Origin of the sequence: Kordiimonas aestuarii (assembly GCF_025574465.1) — a bacterium.
GTDB classification, from domain to species: Bacteria; Pseudomonadota; Alphaproteobacteria; order Sphingomonadales; family Kordiimonadaceae; genus Kordiimonas; species Kordiimonas aestuarii.
The window spans coordinates 1-17,523 of sequence record NZ_JAOBPP010000006.1 but is presented as its reverse complement, the minus strand read 5'-3'; the positions used below and the strand labels follow the sequence as shown (position 1 = coordinate 17,523).

Below are 17,523 nucleotides of genomic sequence, written 5' to 3'. Positions count from 1 at the left end.
GGCTCCCTCGACCTAGCCCTTGAACGCGCGCTCGGTAAATCGACTGATCGGCAACACCAGAATTTCAAAGAATGTCTTCGGTTCTGTTTTAATGAATACCGTCGCCACGTTACCGGGCAACACAGACCCTGTATCCTGCCCATCGTCAACCGAGATATACGCGATATAGTTACCTTGAGGGCTGGCCTCCGTCACAACAGCATCGGCAGATACATAGGTGATCTTGCCCATCAGGGGCGGCGCGGACCGGCTCTTGACCGACAGAAGTCGCATCTCGACTTCCTGGCCAACATATACCTCTTCGATATCGCGAACGGCAACCTGCGCTTCAACCCGGAAATCCTCAAGAACAGGCACAATCTCCATCAGCGCTTCACCCGGAGCGACCACAGCACCAATGGTTTTCTTGGCGATACGGAACACCGTGCCAGCTGAGGGCGCCCGAATAAGCATGCGTTCGATCACATCATTATAGCGCGAGATATCCGCGTCATATTTATTGAGCTCTTTTTGAAGCTCGATCGACAGATCCTCGGCCTGCTTCAATCGCTCCAGCCGCACCTGCCCCTTCTGGGCTTCGGTGGAAATGATTTCATTTTTCGATTTCTCGATCTGCAGCTTGGCAATGGCAAGGTTTGCCCTGACGATGGAAAGCTCCCTGTCAGTGGCAAAAACGCGGGTGCGCTGCACAAGGCCTTTTTCCAGCAGGTCCTTGAAATCTTTCAGTTCAAGCGCGAGCAATTGCTCCTGATTTTTGCGCGCATCGATAACAGCTTCCTGCCCTCGGATATCGTCGCGTAGCGCCTTGATCTTGTTGTCCAGAATACCGATTTGCGATTCTGTCAGGTCGTTGAGGGCATGAAATTCGCTGGTCTGGCTCTCAATCGTTTCCTGCAAGCGCGCATTGTCAAGCAGGTCATCCGGTATCTCCGGGAAAGTGATCTCGTCCGCGCCCGCGATTTCAGCACGTCTGCGCGCCAGTTGCACCCGGAGAACCGCCCGCTGCAACCGCATGTTCGCCAGCTGTGGGCGAATTTGGGTTGTATCCAGCGATGCCAGCACCTGGCCCGCGTCCACGCGCTCCCCTTCGTGGACCATCACTTCGGTCAGGATACCGCCTTCAAGATGCTGTACGACGCGGTTCTGATTCTCCGCAGCAACCCGGCCTGTGGCAATCACCGCCCCGCCAAGGGGGGCCGTCGCAGCCCAGATGCCACCAAGGCCAAACACCAGCAAAAGAATGACCTTTGCCACTTTGAGACCACGGCTACTGGCAAAATCAACCTTGTCGTGCCAGCGTTCCAGCGCCTCGCGTTTGAATACCCGTGTGGTGTCAAGCTCAATCGGCTTGGCCAGTTCCTGCCCAATTTCCGATTTCGGTACAACCGAGGTCCCGGCAGTTGTTTTATTTTCGTTCTGTTCCATCAGTTTGCATTTTCTATTTTAGATTGGACCGACGGGTTCTGTTTGCTCTCGCCTCCACCCTGTGCTGCGCCAGATTTCTTGGCGGCGCGCTGCGCGGCGACAGTCGTGATACCGTTTTTCTTCAACACTTCGTCGCGGGGGCCAAAGTCCTGTATCTGGCCGGCGCGCATGAACATCACCTTGTTCACATACCGAAGAGCACTTGGCCGGTGGGTAATGACAACAACGGTTTTGCCCTCTTCCCGCATTGCTTCCATCACTTTGTGGAAAATACCCTCACTCTGGCTATCAAGGCCGGTTTCCGGCTCATCCAGAACAACCACCTGCGGGTCTGCATACATGGCGCGTGCAAGCGCAATCATCTGCGCCTGCCCACCGGAAGGCCAGAAACCGCTGCGCGACAGCAAGGTATCATAGCCTTGCGGCAGGGCTTGCAATATTTCATGCACACCCGCGCGTTTCGCTGCCTCTATCACCATGTGCGGCTCGTCTTCCGTCCGCAAGCGGGCGATATTTTCTGCCACCGTTGATTCATACAGCTGCTGTTGTTGCGGCAGATAACCGATATAAAGTCCCTTCGCCACCGGGTCCCAGACATTAAGTGGCGTTCCGTCCAGCTTCACATGGCCCGTTGTTGGTTCGAGGTAGCCCACAAGAAGCCGCGCGAGGGTCGACTTGCCGGAGCCAGAGCCCCCGATAACAGCAACACAATCACCCGGCTTGATAACACAGTTGATGTTGCGCAAAATTGGTTCGGACTTGGGTGAAGGCATATACGCAAGCCGCGCAACCGTCAGTTCGCCGCGCGGGCGTGGCAACGGTGTGCGGTTTTCCGGCAGTTTCAGTTCTTCCATTCGCTTGCACAGCCTGTCATAAGCCTCCCGGCCCATGATCAGCTGCCGCCATCCGCCGACAATCTGTTCCATTGGCTGCAAGGCCCGTGCACCAATGATCGCGGCGCCAAAAATAACACCAAAATCTGCATCACCACCCAATACAAGCGCCGCGCCAACAGCGGTAATCAGGATTTGAAGGATTTGGCGGGCGGCTTTTGAGGCAGCGCCGAAACGCGCCGTCATGTCGAAAGAGTCAAGATAGCTGCTCAGATGCTTGCCCTGATGCTGACCCCAGTCATTCACACTTTCCACGTAGCTGCCCTGCGCCCGGATAATCTCCTGCGACCGCATATGACTATCAAGCCGGCGATAGGCCTTGATCATGCTCTCGCTGGTATCCTGGTTGAAGGGCGTACTGATACGGTTTCCCCACACGGCCAGAGCAAGCAAAAGCCCGGCACCGATTGTGACGACCACCCCGATCAGGGGGTGAATGAAATAAAGGATGAACAGGAAAAACGGCATGAACGGCAGGTCAAAGATCGCACCATATGACGGCGACGACAAAGTGGTCCGCAAGAAGGCAAGGTCCTTCAGGCTTTCCCCGTTGGCATCTTTCTGCTGTGCGAGCTCACCAGCCAGCAATGGCCCGGCGATCCGGCTTTCAAGGCGGACTGCTGCCCTGGAAAGCAAGTTGTTTTTTGCCGCCTCAAGGAAGCCATATGCCACCAGGATAATGAGGCAGATAACCAACAGCGCTACAAGCGTCTCAACGCTCTGGGCCTGCAGAACCCGGGTATAGACCTGAAACATAAATGCGGGCATCGCCAACATGGCGACATTTCCGAAAATGGCCAGCACACCGACCATTCGGATCGATTTCAGGTATTTCCGCCGTTCGGCCTTAAACTCGTCGTAAACCGACATCCATCAATTCCAATTCAACTTTGGCACCGGGCCAACCAATCCGGCCCTTTTCCAGAGAAACAGGCCGTTCATAAAACAAAAATTGTCGATAGCACACGCCGTGGCAGGTGTCGAACATGTTGCCTTCCTGCGGCGCATTGCCTCAACCAGTTTATCACGGGTTCAGCGAAGGTTGTCGTCCTTCCGCAACGTCCGTGATCATCTGCCAATACTTTGGCAACAAATCGTCTTTTGCATAGTGATTGACGATGCGGTTTCGCGCCGACAATTTCAGATGCTCGTATTCAGCCGGGTTCTCCAGCACGCTCACCATGCGGTCCACCAGCGCCTCGGTGTTCCAGAAGTCAACCAGCAAACCGTTCTCGCCGTCTTTGATCAGCTCCCGCACCGGTTCAGTATCCGAACCAACCACCAGCACCCCCGTGCTCATGGCCTCCAGCATGGACCAGGACAACACAAACGGTGCGGTCAGATATATGTGGGCCGATGTAATGCGGAACAGGTCGCGCAGCACGTCAAGCGGTTGCAGTCCCATAAAGTGGAGGCGGTCATGGTCAAAGTCATGCTTCTCCAGCATGGGCTCCTTCAGGCCTTTGCCTGATGGCAACTGCGACCCATAGGCGATCCGGTCCGCGCCCAGAATAACCACCTGCAGCCGAGGCCGCACCTTCTGCAGTTTGGATACGGCCTCCATGAACTGTGGGAAGCCACGATAGGCTTCCATGCCGCGGGCAACATAGGTGATAACTTCGTCGTTCGCCGTCAGAACCTTGTCGCCCACCTTGACCCCGACGCCTTTTTTCGGTGAGAAAAACTCCGTATCAACACCGTCATGCAGGACACTGATATGGTTTTGAAACATCCTAGGAAACCGTGACTTCTGGAAAAGTGTCGGGCTTTGCCCCCAGTCCTGTGCCGCTAGGTCATGCAGGATCGGCGTATTTTTCATCCGGATACGGATTTCCGCGTTGGCGTCATACCGCTTGCGCTCAATAAATTCGCCGTCGCCACCATGGCAGTGATAATACCATTCGTAATAGTTCAAAAGCTTGGCATCGGGGAAAACATCTTTAAAGAACATGCCCGCACCCCAGCCAGAATGCGCCAGAATAATATCAGGCGCCCCGTTTTTTTTCTTCATATCGAGCAGCGCCTTATAGGCCGACTGCCCCATCAGGACGGAGCGCTCAATACCAACCACGGCGGGGTGAACGTCTTTACGCGGCTCGCGATGCGGCTTGAACGGTACACGCGGCAAGGCAAATTTGTTCTGGTTGGTCTCCAGAGTTATGGCGGCCGCCTGCACGTCCTTCATGCCTTCGATATAGCCCGAAAGGCGCCGGTACTGACCCGGAAAATTATTGTGTGAAAAAAGTATCTTCATAAACCAACCTGTTATATCCCCCCGGCAATTATCTGCCTGGTATCTTTCACTTCAACCCCAGAGACCGCTTGATTTTATCCACGTCTTCCCGAAGACTCCTGAGCACCGCCAGATTTAAATTCAGCGCTTCGCTTAAACCCCGGAGGTTGCTACTATCTTTGTTGTGAATTTGCGGCGCATCCTGGGCGCCGTCAGTCTCGGGCAGCGCGCGCCAGTTACCCAGCTCACCCTCAGTAAAAAACGTTTCTTCGATCCAGCGGTTTTCCGCTTGAAATTTCTCAAGAATCTCACGGCGCTGAGCCACTGTCAGCGGGTCTTTTTTAACCTTGCCGCGATATTGGTGATGCGCATCGATGAAGGATGTCAGCTTATTGTCGTGGGCGTCCCTGAAAAGATAGGGGCTTTCCTTGAGCACGGTGGCAAGTGGTGCACTAAAAGAGATATTCTTGGATTGCACGGGCTGCAGATCCGGCTGAGACAGCCCTATCTCCCGCCAGAAATCGGTTGCGAGGTCACCATCCTTGAGATGCGCCCGCGAAAGAAATCGCAGCGAAATCTTCTCGCGCGGAAATTCAGCAAGATAAGCCGCCAGCGCGTTTTTGTAGACACCTCTTTGCGCAGACCTCATACGGCGGGTAAGGTAAGCTTGCAGACTTTCGCCGCTTTTAAACTGCCACTGGGCCCAGCTTGACACCAGCCAGTCGTCCTGCCTGCGGAAATAGGAGATAAACTTGCAGTCAAAATATTGCTGTGCACAGGCAAGGGCGGACGGTGCCCATGCTGCCCCCAGGTTTTCCGCGGAGATAACAACGGCTTTCAGCTTTTCGCGGGACGCGGATTTGGCAAGCTTGGCGAACGCCGGTTCCAGGTCGACCGCTTTACCCGCCCGCACCGCGTCATACTGTTTACGAAAAAAGCCCACGGGGAACTCATGACTAGATTTGGCATTCATCAGGTCAAGATCACCGTCGCACACACCATACCCCAACTTCCGGAGTGCCATCCGATTGATATGGAGTGCCTCCTGTATGGTTGTACTGCCACATTTCGGATAACCGATATGGAGATATAGTTTAACTGCCACCTAACGCTCCGGTCCCTACGACGCGCCCCTTTTGCAGAGGTCCTTATTTCGCAACTTACGTGCGAACACCATATAGCCCGCGCGCACAAGGCGTGGCAAATAGATATTCACCCGACATGCACCAAACTACACTTAGGTGTCGGCAAAAATTTCGCTGGTGTCCGCCGTTGTACCGCGCAGGTACCCCTGCAGCCGGGCGGCGTTCAATTTCTTGCGTTCCTCGATCTCGGCCTTTGACACACGATGCTGTTCGCCCCAGTGTTCATCGTGGGCGTTGAGGCCTTCAAGGTGGTGCGACAGCTCATTTTCACTGCTCACAAGCTGGTAACCAAAGAAATGCCTGAAAAAACTGGCTTCAATTGCGCTACGTTCCTCCGTTTCGGCTTCATCATAGTCATGGCTGTGATAGACCACCGCCTGCGCGGCATACAGTTTCGCGTAGCCTGCTTCGATGATGTCGTGCGCCCATAGCTGGTCCTCACCGAACTCCACCCGCCGATAGGGAATTTTCTCCCAGATACTACGCCGGAAACAACTGTTGTTGTCGCTATAGAAGTGCAAGAACTGCCGCCATCCCTCGTCCCCGGCTTTATAGCGGGCAACATTGGTCTTGCGGGATACCAGAAGCGGGTTGTTCTGGAAGTTTGTAAAATGTGCATCAAGGTCACGCTTGGTAAACGGCGAGGCTTCCGGGTAGGCAAAATGCCGCCCGAACGCACCGGCCGCTTTTGGCTCGGCCTCGATGGCTTCCACAAGGTTGAAAAGCCACGCGCGGTTGGCTGGCAGCGCGTCATGGGTTACAAAAGCGATGTAATCGCCGCTGGTGAGGCTGGCACCCAGGTTTCGGGTGTCCCCATGATTGAAATCGCGCTTGTCAATTTCATGCAACCGCACATCAGGGCGCGCCTTGACAATATCTAGCGTGCCATCCGTTGACCCGCTGTCGATCACCAACACTTCAAACGGCCACGGCGCGTGTTGCGAAAGAATGGCGTCCAGCACGCGTTCAAACTGTGCGCCGGCGTTATAGGTAGGGATGACCACGGAGGCTTTAAAACCCTCGGTACTGACAGGCTCGGCCTCAACGGGCACTGCCCTCGCCGTCGCGGCCGCCGCAGCCACCTTTTTCAGGGATTGCTCCACAACTTCCCCGGCTTGAGCCCAAGAGAACGCCGACACCCATTCCAGCGCCGCGGAGGCTTGAGTTGCCGCCCTTTTCCTGTCACTGAGCAACGCCTTGACAGCGTCAGCAACCTTCCAGGGATCAGGCTCAGCCCATGTCACAATATCTTCGGGATAGATCGCGCGCGTATTCTCGCCATCAAGCTCAACGATAGGCAACCCGCACGCCATCATTTCCTGCGGCACAAGTGAATAGTTGGTCGCAGAGAAAACCACACCAATATCAGTGGCCTGAAAAAGCGCAGCAAGCTCATCTGTCGAGGCAACGCCGTGATCTGTATAGGAAAATGGCGCGTCGGCAAATGGCATGTCATTGCCAAAAAAGTCGACATGAAAATCCACCCCCTGTCGCGCCAACAGCTCAAGCCCCAGAAGGCCCAACTCTACCGCGCGCCGGTCAGTGGCGATGCGCGAATAAAAGGCGATACGGGGTGTACGCTCCGTTGCCTCTCGCCCATCGCGCTTATCATCGGCCGGGTGGTAAATCTGCTGATCCGCGGCGAGATAGAAATAGCTGGTATCCCGGCCATAATCCTCGTGAAGTTTTTTCGCCAGCCACGGGCTTGCGCAAATACAGTGCAGGTCCTGCTTGTAGGTCAGTTCTGCAGCAAGCAGCTTGCCGCCCATGGGGTGAAACGACGGCTCGAAATCCTGTACAAAATAAAACCGCGCCAGAAAATTGGTCGCTGACATCACCGGCCAGACCGACCAGCAATCCGTCGCCACCAGAGCATCGCCGGACGCATTTTCGGAAAAGTTGCTGTCGATAAAGCGCACATCGGCCCGCACAAATTGAAAATGCTTGTGAATTGTCTCGAGCGCTTGTTCCGGCGACTTGTGCTGACTCGGTTCGTGTATCCAGATGGTCAGGCGGTGGCCCTGCCGCTCAAGAAAGCTGATCATGCGGAAAATGGTCATGTGCCCACCGCCGCCAGCGGAGAAATCAGGCATCACCCAATGGATGTCCATGTTGGCCTGGTTGAAGACCGCCATTTGGGGGGCAAGTTCTGCACGATCAAACGCTGTCATGCTCTGCATAACCGGTGCGATATAATTATCGCCATTTGCTGCTTTAAAGCCACGTTCGAGCGGTTTCTTGCGCCAGGATGGCTCGGGCAGTTCCCGGCCCTCCATCCGGCCTACGTGCAGATAGTGCGCAAGCATGCTGGATTGAAGGTCCGCAAGGTCCTTATGCAATTCCCGGTATGCGGTTTCATCAAACTCGTCACCCGGGGAATGGTCCAGCCGCCAGCCGGTTTCAGCAAAAAAGACCAGCGGATGCCGCTCGTCCATCGCATCCTGATAAAAGCTGACATACCAATCGATATCAAAATACCGGTTTGGCCGATAACCAAACGCCCCGCCATAAATGAGATAGTGCTCGATATAATCGGCACCATAGGTCAACTCATAGCCATATTCTTTTGCATACCACTGGGCATCGAACAAACCTGACCGCGCGACGGCCTCCACCTGCTCATTACGCTCCTCGACACTTAGGGCCAGGTAGGCTCTGCCGCGCTCATCCAACTGGTCCGGGTTGGGCCAGCGGCGCGGCCTCGTACGGGCGTGCTGGATAAAATGTCGCAAGGCATCCACTTTGCCTTCGCGAAGATCCCGATTGATCAGGAAGTACAATTCTGGGGAAAAATTACCGGCAGGCCACTGGCCGTTTTTGTATCCCTCACGAGCATAATATACGACCGGATTCTCATCACCAATTTGCTGGCCATAACAGGTGCGATACCAGCTTACATCAAAGTGAGCGTTAGGGCCCCGCCCTTCTGCCAGACCATAACGAACAAAGTGTTCAATTGAAGAAATCGAATGCTCTTTGAGATCCTCATAAACCTTCATGTACCATTCGGAGTCAAAAAGGCCGGTCGCCGCCACCGCGATCATCTCGTCAAAAAGCGCTTTTTCCTCAGCCGCGCTGCCAGCGGGTGCGCTAAGCTTCACCGGAATACGCGGATATCCACGTGCGTGGCCGGTCGTCAGATAATGCATCAGGGGGCAAACGGCGTTAGGCATTACTGAGGAGAAAGCCTTCAAATATGCGTTCCCATCGAAGCCTTCCGACGGAGACAGCCCACGTTTCCAGCCCTTATCGAGATAATGCAAAAGCAGGTTCTTGCGTCCTCGCACCTTGGCGTGCTTCGCATAATAATCCACGTCGAAATACGGGTTGGGCCTGAGGCCCAATCGTTCGCCAACGACCGCATAATGCAGGGCAGGCTGCGTGATCGCCCGCGCATCAAGTAACAAACCGTATTCGGCAATGTAAAATGATTGGTCGAACAGCTTCGACTTTTCAATCTTTGATGCTACTGCCCGCAGGCTGCGACTGATTTCCTCATCGGCTGGCAATGCCATTTCCAGCGCCGTAAAACGCCAGACACTCTCAACGGTCAGTGAAAATGACCGGCGTCCCTCCACACGACCATAGCGCAGGTAATGCAGCAAGGGATTGACACCACTTTCAGCGATATCTGGATAGGCTTCCAGATACGGCTCTACCAGAAAACTTTTTGACGGATTAAAACCCAGTTTCCAGCCTTTTTCAGCAAAGTGAAGCACGGCCTCCACCGGGTCCGAGATGCCGGTTTGTTCGGCATAATGGGCCGGGTTAAACAAAGGGTTTGGGCGATTGCCCGCTTGTGCGCCATGGCTGACAAAATGCAATGCAAGGTCAAACGGCTTGGTCTTCTCCATCGCATATGTCCGGCCATACCACTCTTCCCAAATAAGCCCTGTTTCAAGAAGTCGTGTCGCGAGTTTCTCGTCATCCCTGCGTTTTACGGCGGTCATAAATCCCACTTTCTGCGGCAGTGTCGATCAGCGACACGCATCAAATCTTTGCTCAAATAAACTTATGGGGCCATATAATTGACCCTGGCATAACATCGGTCATCACCCAAAATTGGATTTACATCAGATTACCAATTACAGTCGCGCCCATCATTACGTTCAATCAGGGTCTTTCTATGCCTCTCCATAGCTTTTTTCCAAAGAAAATTCCCGTTTTTTATGGACAGCTGGCAATACCTTATGACCTGGACCACCCCCTCACCACCAAAGAGGGTATTATCACACTAAATACAGGAACCCCGACGACGGGCAAAAACGTCTTCGCCGTTGTAGTTTTTGGCCCGCTTTGGGTGTCACTTTATCTCGACGGTCACCTTTGCGGCCGACTAACCCGGACGGACAAAAACAAGCCATACCTCTTTGATCTGCCTGACGCAGCCTTTCAGCCCGGCGGATATGACAAGGCACAGGCACTCCTGTCCGCTTACAGCGACGCCGGACAGGAGGACATCGCACAGCTCGCGCTGCTATACGACGGCCTTGATGCTGTCGATCTGCACCTTGCACAGCTACGCCAGAGCGACTGGCTGGATATGCTCAACCGCCACATGTGTCGGCTCAGATTTGGCACGGAAAAGGAAAAAGCGGTTGCCGCCGCCCTGGCTGGTAAACGCCGGCAGGGACTGGCCATCATGCAGGCCGCACTTTCAAGCTTGCCTCCCGTGGGAAACGCCGCCCCGGCGGCTACGCCAACCGCAGGCAAGGCGGGCGGACGCATTGCGATTGTTGGTGACTTTTCATTGCCTCAGTGCCTGCACTACAGGGTTGAACAGAAGCAGGAACAATGCCGCCTTATTGGCGTGGATGTAGCGCTTTTCAAGCTTGCGGACGATGCTCGCCTTATCGCCGCGATGGACAACTTTGACATCCTGATCGTGTATCGCCTGCCGCTTACACCGCGGCTGCATGAGATGATAACCGCCACCAAAGCACGCGGCATCCCCGTGGTATATGAGATCGACGACCTTCTATTCGACGCGCAAGCCTTCCCGTCCGCGCGCCGTGACTATGGCATCGCCTTCCCTGCCGAGGAATATGCCGAACTTGAGATTTTGCCGCCGGCCTACGCCGCAGCACTGGCCGGTTGTGATCATGCCATTGCCTCGACGGCACCGCTCGCTGCCGCCATGAAAGGCGTGCTGGGTCATGACCGTGTATTCGTCCACCCCAATGGCCTCGATGGCACTCACCAGCGTGCGATCGAGGCCATTCCAATGCGACAACACAATAAGGGTAATAAGCTGGTGCTGTTTTACGGCAGCGGCACGAAAGCCCACCAAGATGACTTTGCCCACATGGCCAAAGAGGCGCTTGTCCCGCTTCTGGCGCACCATGACACCCTTCATCTTGCCCTCGCAGGGCATATGGACCTGCCCGCCTGCCTGCGACCATTTGATGACCGCGTCGAAACGCTTGCCTTCCGCGACCGCACGGCTTACTGGGCTGCACTCTCTGAGGCCGATATCAACCTGGCACCGCTAGCTTCGTCGCCATTCAATGATTGCAAAAGCGCGATCAAGTGGCTGGAAGCTGCCATGTTTGGCGTCCCCACGATTGCCAGTCATACGCAGGGCTTCAGGCAGGTTATCAACGACGGAATTGACGGCATTCTGTGTGAGCGCTGGCAGGACTGGCCCGATAAGCTCGCCCCATATCTAGGCGCGCCAAAGGCTCTGCCTCTGATGGGTGCCAAAGCAGCGGAAAGGGCTGCACGCGACTATTCCGCGCGGGCGCTCTGCGATAACCTGTCTCACATCATCGCCGCTGTCCGGCGCTAGTGGGTCCACAGCCGGTCAACAAATGTCCACGCATAGCTGACATCGACACCGTCTGTTGGTCTTGCTTCGATAAAGACACTCTCAAAATGCGTGTTGTCACCCCTGTGAAGGGTTAGCTCCCGACCTTCGCCCGGCATGATAGTTAGCCAGTCGGTGCGGCTGACCGCGCTGCTCCAGTCGGGCTCGTCTCCGCAGAACAGGCGAAAATCGACCCCCGGGTTGCCTTCGCCATAGTGACGCAAGCGCACTGACACCCCGCTAAACATATCGGCGGCGCATATCGGCAGCGCGGCCACGACCCGCGCATCGGCCAGGGGGTGTATCTGCAGGGCACGCTCTTTCATGCGGTAGGCAACCGGCTGCCAGTCCAGCATACCCTCGTCAGGGCAAACCTGCTTCGCTCCGCGCAGCGCATGACTGAGATCCAACTGGGTGTTGGTCACCGGAAGGGCAGGCAGGGACTTTAACATCAAACCAGGCAAATACCGGAGCCTGCGGCCCTGCGTCTCGTTGATATATCGTTCAATTACAGCATTATCGACGACCGGGTCACCCTTCTCGCGAAGCTGGCTGCCAGCGAGGGTAATTGAGGTGGCTGGCTCTATCACCATTTTGGCGCTCTCAAGCGCGAGGCGTCGGCACAGCACCGTGTACCAATGGTCTTTCTCGGGTGAGGTCAAGGCCTGGCCCGTCGCGACAAGCCGCTGCACCGCATCCGTGCGCAGCACGGCCCCCGGCGGCAGGACATCAGATGACAACACGGCCGCAGCTGCCGCGCCGCCGCTATATACCCTCACCGCCTGGCGCTCACCTGTGCGGACGACAGCGTGCGAACCATAGGCCACAAGTCCGGGGTCGGCGTTCAGGGCACGCACGGCGCGGTCAATATAGGCGGGGTCAACCTCTGTATCCTGCGGCCAGATGGTAACCAGCCCTGTCATATCCTCCAGCAAACCCGCCATGTCCTCGGGCCACACATCGTCCCCAGGGCACCAGTAAACCGACACGCCATCCGGCAATGTCAGTTGCCCCTGCCACGCATCAGGCAACAGCATCGTTGCCCTGTGCCCTGCCCCGACAAACGTGGCGAGCGTGGCGCACCGCTGCGCTGCCGAAGGTAGGTCCGCAGCACCGAAGGCGAGGATGGATAGCGTAGCATCACCAGGCGTTTTCTCCGGCCCTGTCTTGGGCGGCAGCAGCCAGTAGGGCGTGGTCGCGGCGTAGGTCACTGGCGACAGGCTTTGTGTCTCAAGCGCCTTGCGCATGGTTTGCGCCAGCCCCCTGGCGCCGCCGTCAAACAGCAGACAATTCACGCCATCCTGCCATAGATCCCGCTCGGTAAAGGCAAGGCACTCGCCGTTCAAAATAACCGCCCCTGAAAGCTGCGACGCCTCAAAAGCAAACAGGCAAAGACTTTCGTAATTGGACGGAATGACGACAATACCGGCACTGATAGCGGCAAGGCGATCACTGCTGCTCACGTCAGTTTCAATCAATATCCTGTCGCGACGGTGGGCAGGGATAAGGCTTCCCAGCCAGTCAACATAATCATCGTCCCAACCGTAGGAAATGAGCCTGAAGCGCCCCTGATATGATGGCGTCTCCTGCAGGAAATAGAGCGCTGCCTTGATAAAGAGGTCTGGCTGCTTGAAAGGCTGCAGGCGCGACGAAAAAATAAAATCCCGGTCACCTTGCGGGCGCACAAAAGTAATGCCGTCCTCTTCCGGGGTCAGGTTGATTGGCGGTAACTCAATATGAACTGCGGAACGCCAGGCGTCAGAAAAGCCGTAATGCCGTTGGTTGAAATCGGCAATTTTGGGCAAATGCCCGACAACAAGGTCCGCCTTATCAAGGCACAGATATTCCATGTCCTCAATACAGCCGGTCCAGTGCCCGACTTTTTCATAAAACGGCTGGTGAGCCGTCACGATGCCCCCGGTGGAGTGCAGGCGGACCGCAATACGGCCGTCAGCGAACGCAAGCCCCGCTGCCTTGGCTTCCATGGTTGCCAGCGCCCATCCGCCAAAATCCGGAAATTCAATATAATCGAAGCCGTAGCCAAGCTTGTCTTCAAATTGCCGAAGCGCGGCATAAAGCATTAGCGAATGACGATAGGCGTGGCCATAGTGCCAGCGCAGTTCGTTGCTGCGCTCAAATTCCGCAACCCAGCCACCGTGGTTCAAGCCTGACAGCGGACAGAAATGGATTTCAGCAAGACCTTCAAACACCGCACGTATTTCGCGCTGTATGTCCTCCGGTTGCCAGACCATCAGGAAATGAATATGAACGGGCGAGGCACTTGCGTGATTTTCGCAGGCAATATTATACAGCAGCCGGCCAATCCCGCCCTTGTTGAGGGGGAAAATTTCGTTAGTGACAAAACAAACCGTAACCATGTGCATGCCCTAAAGACTGAAAAACTCGTTGTACCGGCTCGCTGCCAGCGTATTACGCCGCATGACATGCTCTTGTGTCATTTGCAGCATGGCATCCGGGTCCCGCCGCCAAATAGCGTAAAGCGCCTTCAGCTTCGCAATAATCCCGTGGGGCGTGTCGGTATGTTCGACCGTGCAGAGCTTCGTAATTGCATCATCTGCAAACTCCCCGATCCCAAGCGGCCCGGTCAAACATGGCCTGCCAAGCGCATACGCCTCCAATTGCGTCATGGGCTGACATTCCGCCAACGACACATTCATTACCACCTCGGCTCTGGCCATTTCCTCCCTGATGTCCGCGCGCGGCAGAAACCCCGTGACCGTCACCCGCTGCAGGTCTTCCAGCGCTTCAAGGTGCCGTGGTTCATGGACACATCGGATTTCGCTGGTTTCTTCTACCCGCAGCGCCGCGAGGAGGTTGGTGTAAAGCCCTTTGCGCCAATGATTTTCGAGAGGGATGAAAACCCGGCCTGGCACAGGCGCAAGCTTAGAAACCGCCTTTGGGCAAAAGTTAATGAGCGTGGGCCGCCATGTCTCGGGCATCACCTCATGGAAGTGAGGTTTCACGCTTCCGATCGCCGCCAGCACACCTTCTGTGCGGCAGCGCCGAAGCGCGGCCAACATCCGGATTTCAAAAGGAGCCTGAAACTGGGTGGAGGTGACATGGCTGACAGCATAAAAGCGCACGGCGTCGCCGGTGTGTGTTTTGAGGTAGCGCAACAAGCCTTCTGCCGCTTCCGAGAAGCCCTGGAAACACACGACCCGGATCATTTCGCTCTCCACAAAACGGAGAACAACCTGAAAAGCGGCTTCGTCAAGAAGGTTGGCATCTAGGCGCAGTTTGCGCCCGGGCAGGGCGGCACTTGCACTTGCGATGCCATGCCAGTCGTGGTGATAGACCTGCAAAATAGTGTCGAACCCAACCTCATCGCACGAAGTGGCTGCTGCACAGGCAACGTCGACGCGGGGATCGAAATCCAGAGCTTTATGATCGTATCGAGTATTCACCAAACAGCCCACTTCCCTCCGCCAAGGTTGAGGTTTCATGAGTATCAACTTGTCAGGCGCGATACAAACAGAAAGATTTCAACGGTTTACGACGCCTGCGACCATGGGGCCTTCAACGTCAAACAAAAAGGGGGAGCCGGTTGGCTCCCCCAGTTTTCTTGGTGCTTATTACCGAGATGGCTTATGCGATATCGATCGCCACCACGATCTCAGCGGAGGTAACGCCTGCCACGAAGATCGATTCGTCATCACTGGTGGTCAGCAACACACCACTTGTACCGTTGAGCGACGTATCGATCATCTCGAGGTCGTCCAGTTCGGTAATCGAGGTGATCGCCGTCAGGTCAAGCGTATCCTCATCAACGTTGAAGCCGTTGATGACGTCGTTGCCATGGCCCGCGCTGAAGATGAACGTATCTGCACCGGCTCCGCCATCAAGCGTGTCGCTGCCAGCATCGCTGGTGAACTCGTCGTCACCGGCACCGCCATACATCACATCGTTACCTGCGCCACCCGTGAGCGTATCGTCACCGGCATCGCCGTTCAGTGTGTCGTTACCAGCATCGCCAGACAGGTCATCGTTGCCGTCACCACCGGAAACAACGTCATTGTTGGCACCACCGGCCACAACGTCGTCACCAGCACCGCCGTCAAGCGTATCGTTGCCTGCGTCACCCATCACGCTGTCAACACCAGCGCCGCCGTTGATCACGTCCGCGCCTTCGTTGCCGTTCAGCGTGTCATTGCCTGCACCGCCCCAGATGGTGTCGTCACCAAGCTGACCGGTAACCACGTCGGCACCTGCACCAGCCCAGATAAGATCATCACCGGCCGCGCCATAAGCAAAGTCGTTGCCGTCGCCACCCCAGAGAGTGTCGTCACCAGCGTTGCCCGAAAGCGTGTCGATGCCGGCACCGCCGAAGATCAGGTCGTCGCCGTCGCCGCCACGGAGAGCATCCGTGCCGCTGTCGCCGCCGCCATAGATCGTGTCGTCGCCGTCGCCGCCGTCAACGTCGTCGTTGCCGTTGCCAGCACCGATAACATCATCGCCGTAGCCGCCCGTAACAGTGTCATCACCGTTACCAGCCCAGACAGTCGAATCACCATCGGTGTTCGCGCCCGTGCCGGAAGCAATGCTGTCATCGCCCGTGCCGCCGTAGATCAGGTTCGAACCGTTACCACCGGTGATCGTGTCGTCACCAGCACCGCCACCAATGGTGTCGTCGCCGTTGCCGCCTGCAACAACATCGTTGCCTGCGCCAGCCCAGATAACGTCATCACCTGCGTCACCGCTAAGCGAATCAGCACCGTTGCCGCCGTTGAGCGTGTCGTCACCAAGACCACCGTCCATGGTGTCGTCGCCGTTGTTGCCAACAAAGCGATCGTCGCCGTTGCCGCCGTCAAAGTCTTCGCTGTCTGCGTCGCCTGTGATCGTCGAACCGGTTTCAGCCGCATCGTAGTTATAGTCTTCAACAACCGTTGTCGTAACGTCCATCGAGATGGAAACGTCGTCGTTCGAAACGTCTGTCAGCGTGATCGTGAACTCATCATCAACGTTCGAGCTTTCGTTCGCAAACGCGGTCGAGGCTTTGAAGCTGATGCTGTCGATGTTGCCATCGCTGTCCGTGTCAAGCGCGGTGATCGTGCCGTTGTCAACAGCAACCGTGTCGCCGTTTGAATCAACTGCCGTACCATTGATCGCCGTGATACCCCACTCGGTACCCGCGGTCGCCGTCGTGACAATCGCGTCCGCTGAGGCGTCCCAAACCAGAACGTCGTCATTGTAGTTCGAACCCGTCGCCGAAGCGCCAGCCACTGCAGAGAGGCTGTTCGAGATCGAGAAGTTAACGTCGTCGTTCGAGCCCATGTCGATCGTTACGTTGTCTGCCTGGAACACTTCAACGTTCGTCACCGTGTCAGCGTTGCCGTCGCCGTCAAGGTCAATCGTGACCGTGCCGCCCGATACCGTCAGGTCCGTCGTCTCGTCGATAGTACCGTCGATGACAAACGTATCGTCGCCAAGGCCGCCGTCTACAACGTCCTGGCCTGTGCCATCGTTGAAGACGTCATCGCCGTTGCCGCCGTCCATCGTCTCTGTGCCGGAAGCGCTGCTGGCATTGCCGCTCGAGAGCGTGTCATCGCCTTCACCGCCGATAAGGCTGTCGTCGCCGTTGCCGCCGGAAATGTCATCCGCGCCGTCACCGCCGTCAACTGTATCGTCGCCCGTGCCGCCCGTCAGAACGTCGTCGCCCGGACCACCATAAACTTCGTCGTTACCTGCGCCGCCGTCGACTGTATCGTCGCCGCCGTTGCCAGATACCTTATCATCGTTCGCACCGCCGGAAACATTGTCGTTACCGTCGCCACCAACGAGGCTGTCATCGCCTGCGCCGCCCGACAGTTCATCGTCGTTCGCGCCGCCTGTCAGCGTGTCGTTGCCTGCCTCGCCATAAAGCGAGTCATTACCTGTACCGCCAGAAAGCTGATCGTTGCCTTCAGCACCATACGTGACATCGTCATCCGCCGTGCCGAAAATCGAATCGTTACTTTCCGTACCGAAACGTGTGTAAATAGCCATAGTGTTCCTCCTAAAAGC

At 56.2% G+C, this 17,523-nt stretch carries 9 protein-coding genes; 1 reads left to right on the top strand and 8 read right to left on the bottom strand.

Features of this window, described 5'->3' with window-relative positions:
- Nucleotides 1–12 precede the first annotated feature (12 nt).
- From OEU85_RS00465 to OEU85_RS00445, 5 genes are all read right to left on the bottom strand, one after another.
- Complete coding sequence (locus OEU85_RS00465; protein WP_262689464.1) at nt 13–1,425, bottom strand: HlyD family type I secretion periplasmic adaptor subunit; 1,413 nt, start codon at nt 1,423–1,425, stop codon at nt 13–15.
- Nucleotides 1,425–3,188, bottom strand: coding sequence for a type I secretion system permease/ATPase (locus OEU85_RS00460; RefSeq protein ID WP_262689463.1), 1,764 nt, complete (start codon nt 3,186–3,188; stop codon nt 1,425–1,427). Before OEU85_RS00460 ends, OEU85_RS00465 begins: the two co-directional genes overlap by 1 nt.
- A 154-nt stretch (nt 3,189–3,342) precedes the next feature.
- Complete coding sequence (locus OEU85_RS00455; RefSeq protein ID WP_262689462.1) at nt 3,343–4,572, bottom strand: glycosyltransferase; 1,230 nt, start codon at nt 4,570–4,572, stop codon at nt 3,343–3,345.
- A 46-nt stretch (nt 4,573–4,618) separates the two neighbouring features.
- Nucleotides 4,619–5,656 carry a sulfotransferase gene (locus tag OEU85_RS00450; protein WP_262689461.1) on the bottom strand — a complete coding sequence of 346 codons (1,038 nt, stop codon included), beginning with the start codon at nt 5,654–5,656 and terminating at the stop codon, nt 4,619–4,621.
- Nucleotides 5,657–5,788: 132 nt separating this feature from the next.
- Nucleotides 5,789–9,646, bottom strand: a complete 3,858-nt coding sequence (locus OEU85_RS00445; protein WP_262689460.1) for a rhamnosyltransferase WsaF family glycosyltransferase — start codon at nt 9,644–9,646, stop codon at nt 5,789–5,791.
- 350 nt (nt 9,647–9,996) lie between these two features.
- Here OEU85_RS00445 and OEU85_RS00440 point away from each other — a divergent pair, with 350 nt between their 5' ends.
- Nucleotides 9,997–11,484, top strand: a complete 1,488-nt coding sequence (locus tag OEU85_RS00440) for a glycosyltransferase (RefSeq protein ID WP_262689459.1) — start codon at nt 9,997–9,999, stop codon at nt 11,482–11,484.
- On the opposite strand, the gene OEU85_RS00435 is transcribed toward OEU85_RS00440, so the two are convergent.
- The 3 genes from OEU85_RS00435 to OEU85_RS00425 form a co-directional block, all read right to left on the bottom strand.
- Complete coding sequence (locus tag OEU85_RS00435) at nt 11,481–13,880, bottom strand: glycosyltransferase family protein (RefSeq protein WP_262689457.1); 2,400 nt, start codon at nt 13,878–13,880, stop codon at nt 11,481–11,483. The two genes, OEU85_RS00440 and OEU85_RS00435, sit on opposite strands and share 4 nt — an antisense overlap.
- 9 nt (nt 13,881–13,889) lie before the next feature.
- Nucleotides 13,890–14,927 carry a glycosyltransferase gene (locus OEU85_RS00430; RefSeq protein WP_262689456.1) on the bottom strand — a complete coding sequence of 346 codons (1,038 nt, stop codon included), beginning with the start codon at nt 14,925–14,927 and terminating at the stop codon, nt 13,890–13,892.
- A 181-nt stretch (nt 14,928–15,108) separates the two neighbouring features.
- On the bottom strand, nt 15,109–17,505 hold the full coding sequence (locus OEU85_RS00425) for a calcium-binding protein (RefSeq protein WP_262689455.1): 2,397 nt from the start codon (nt 17,503–17,505) through the stop codon (nt 15,109–15,111).
- Nucleotides 17,506–17,523: the final 18 nt, after the last annotated feature.

Coding starts and splice junctions, on each gene's coding strand:
- OEU85_RS00465 (WP_262689464.1), bottom strand. CDS start 1,425: ATGGAACAGAACGAAAATAAAACAACTGCCGGGACCTCGGTTGTACCG.
- OEU85_RS00435 (WP_262689457.1), bottom strand. CDS start 13,880: ATGGTTACGGTTTGTTTTGTCACTAACGAAATTTTCCCCCTCAACAAG.
- OEU85_RS00455 (WP_262689462.1), bottom strand. CDS start 4,572: ATGAAGATACTTTTTTCACACAATAATTTTCCGGGTCAGTACCGGCGC.
- OEU85_RS00445 (WP_262689460.1), bottom strand. CDS start 9,646: ATGACCGCCGTAAAACGCAGGGATGACGAGAAACTCGCGACACGACTT.
- OEU85_RS00425 (WP_262689455.1), bottom strand. CDS start 17,505: ATGGCTATTTACACACGTTTCGGTACGGAAAGTAACGATTCGATTTTC.
- OEU85_RS00460 (WP_262689463.1), bottom strand. CDS start 3,188: ATGTCGGTTTACGACGAGTTTAAGGCCGAACGGCGGAAATACCTGAAA.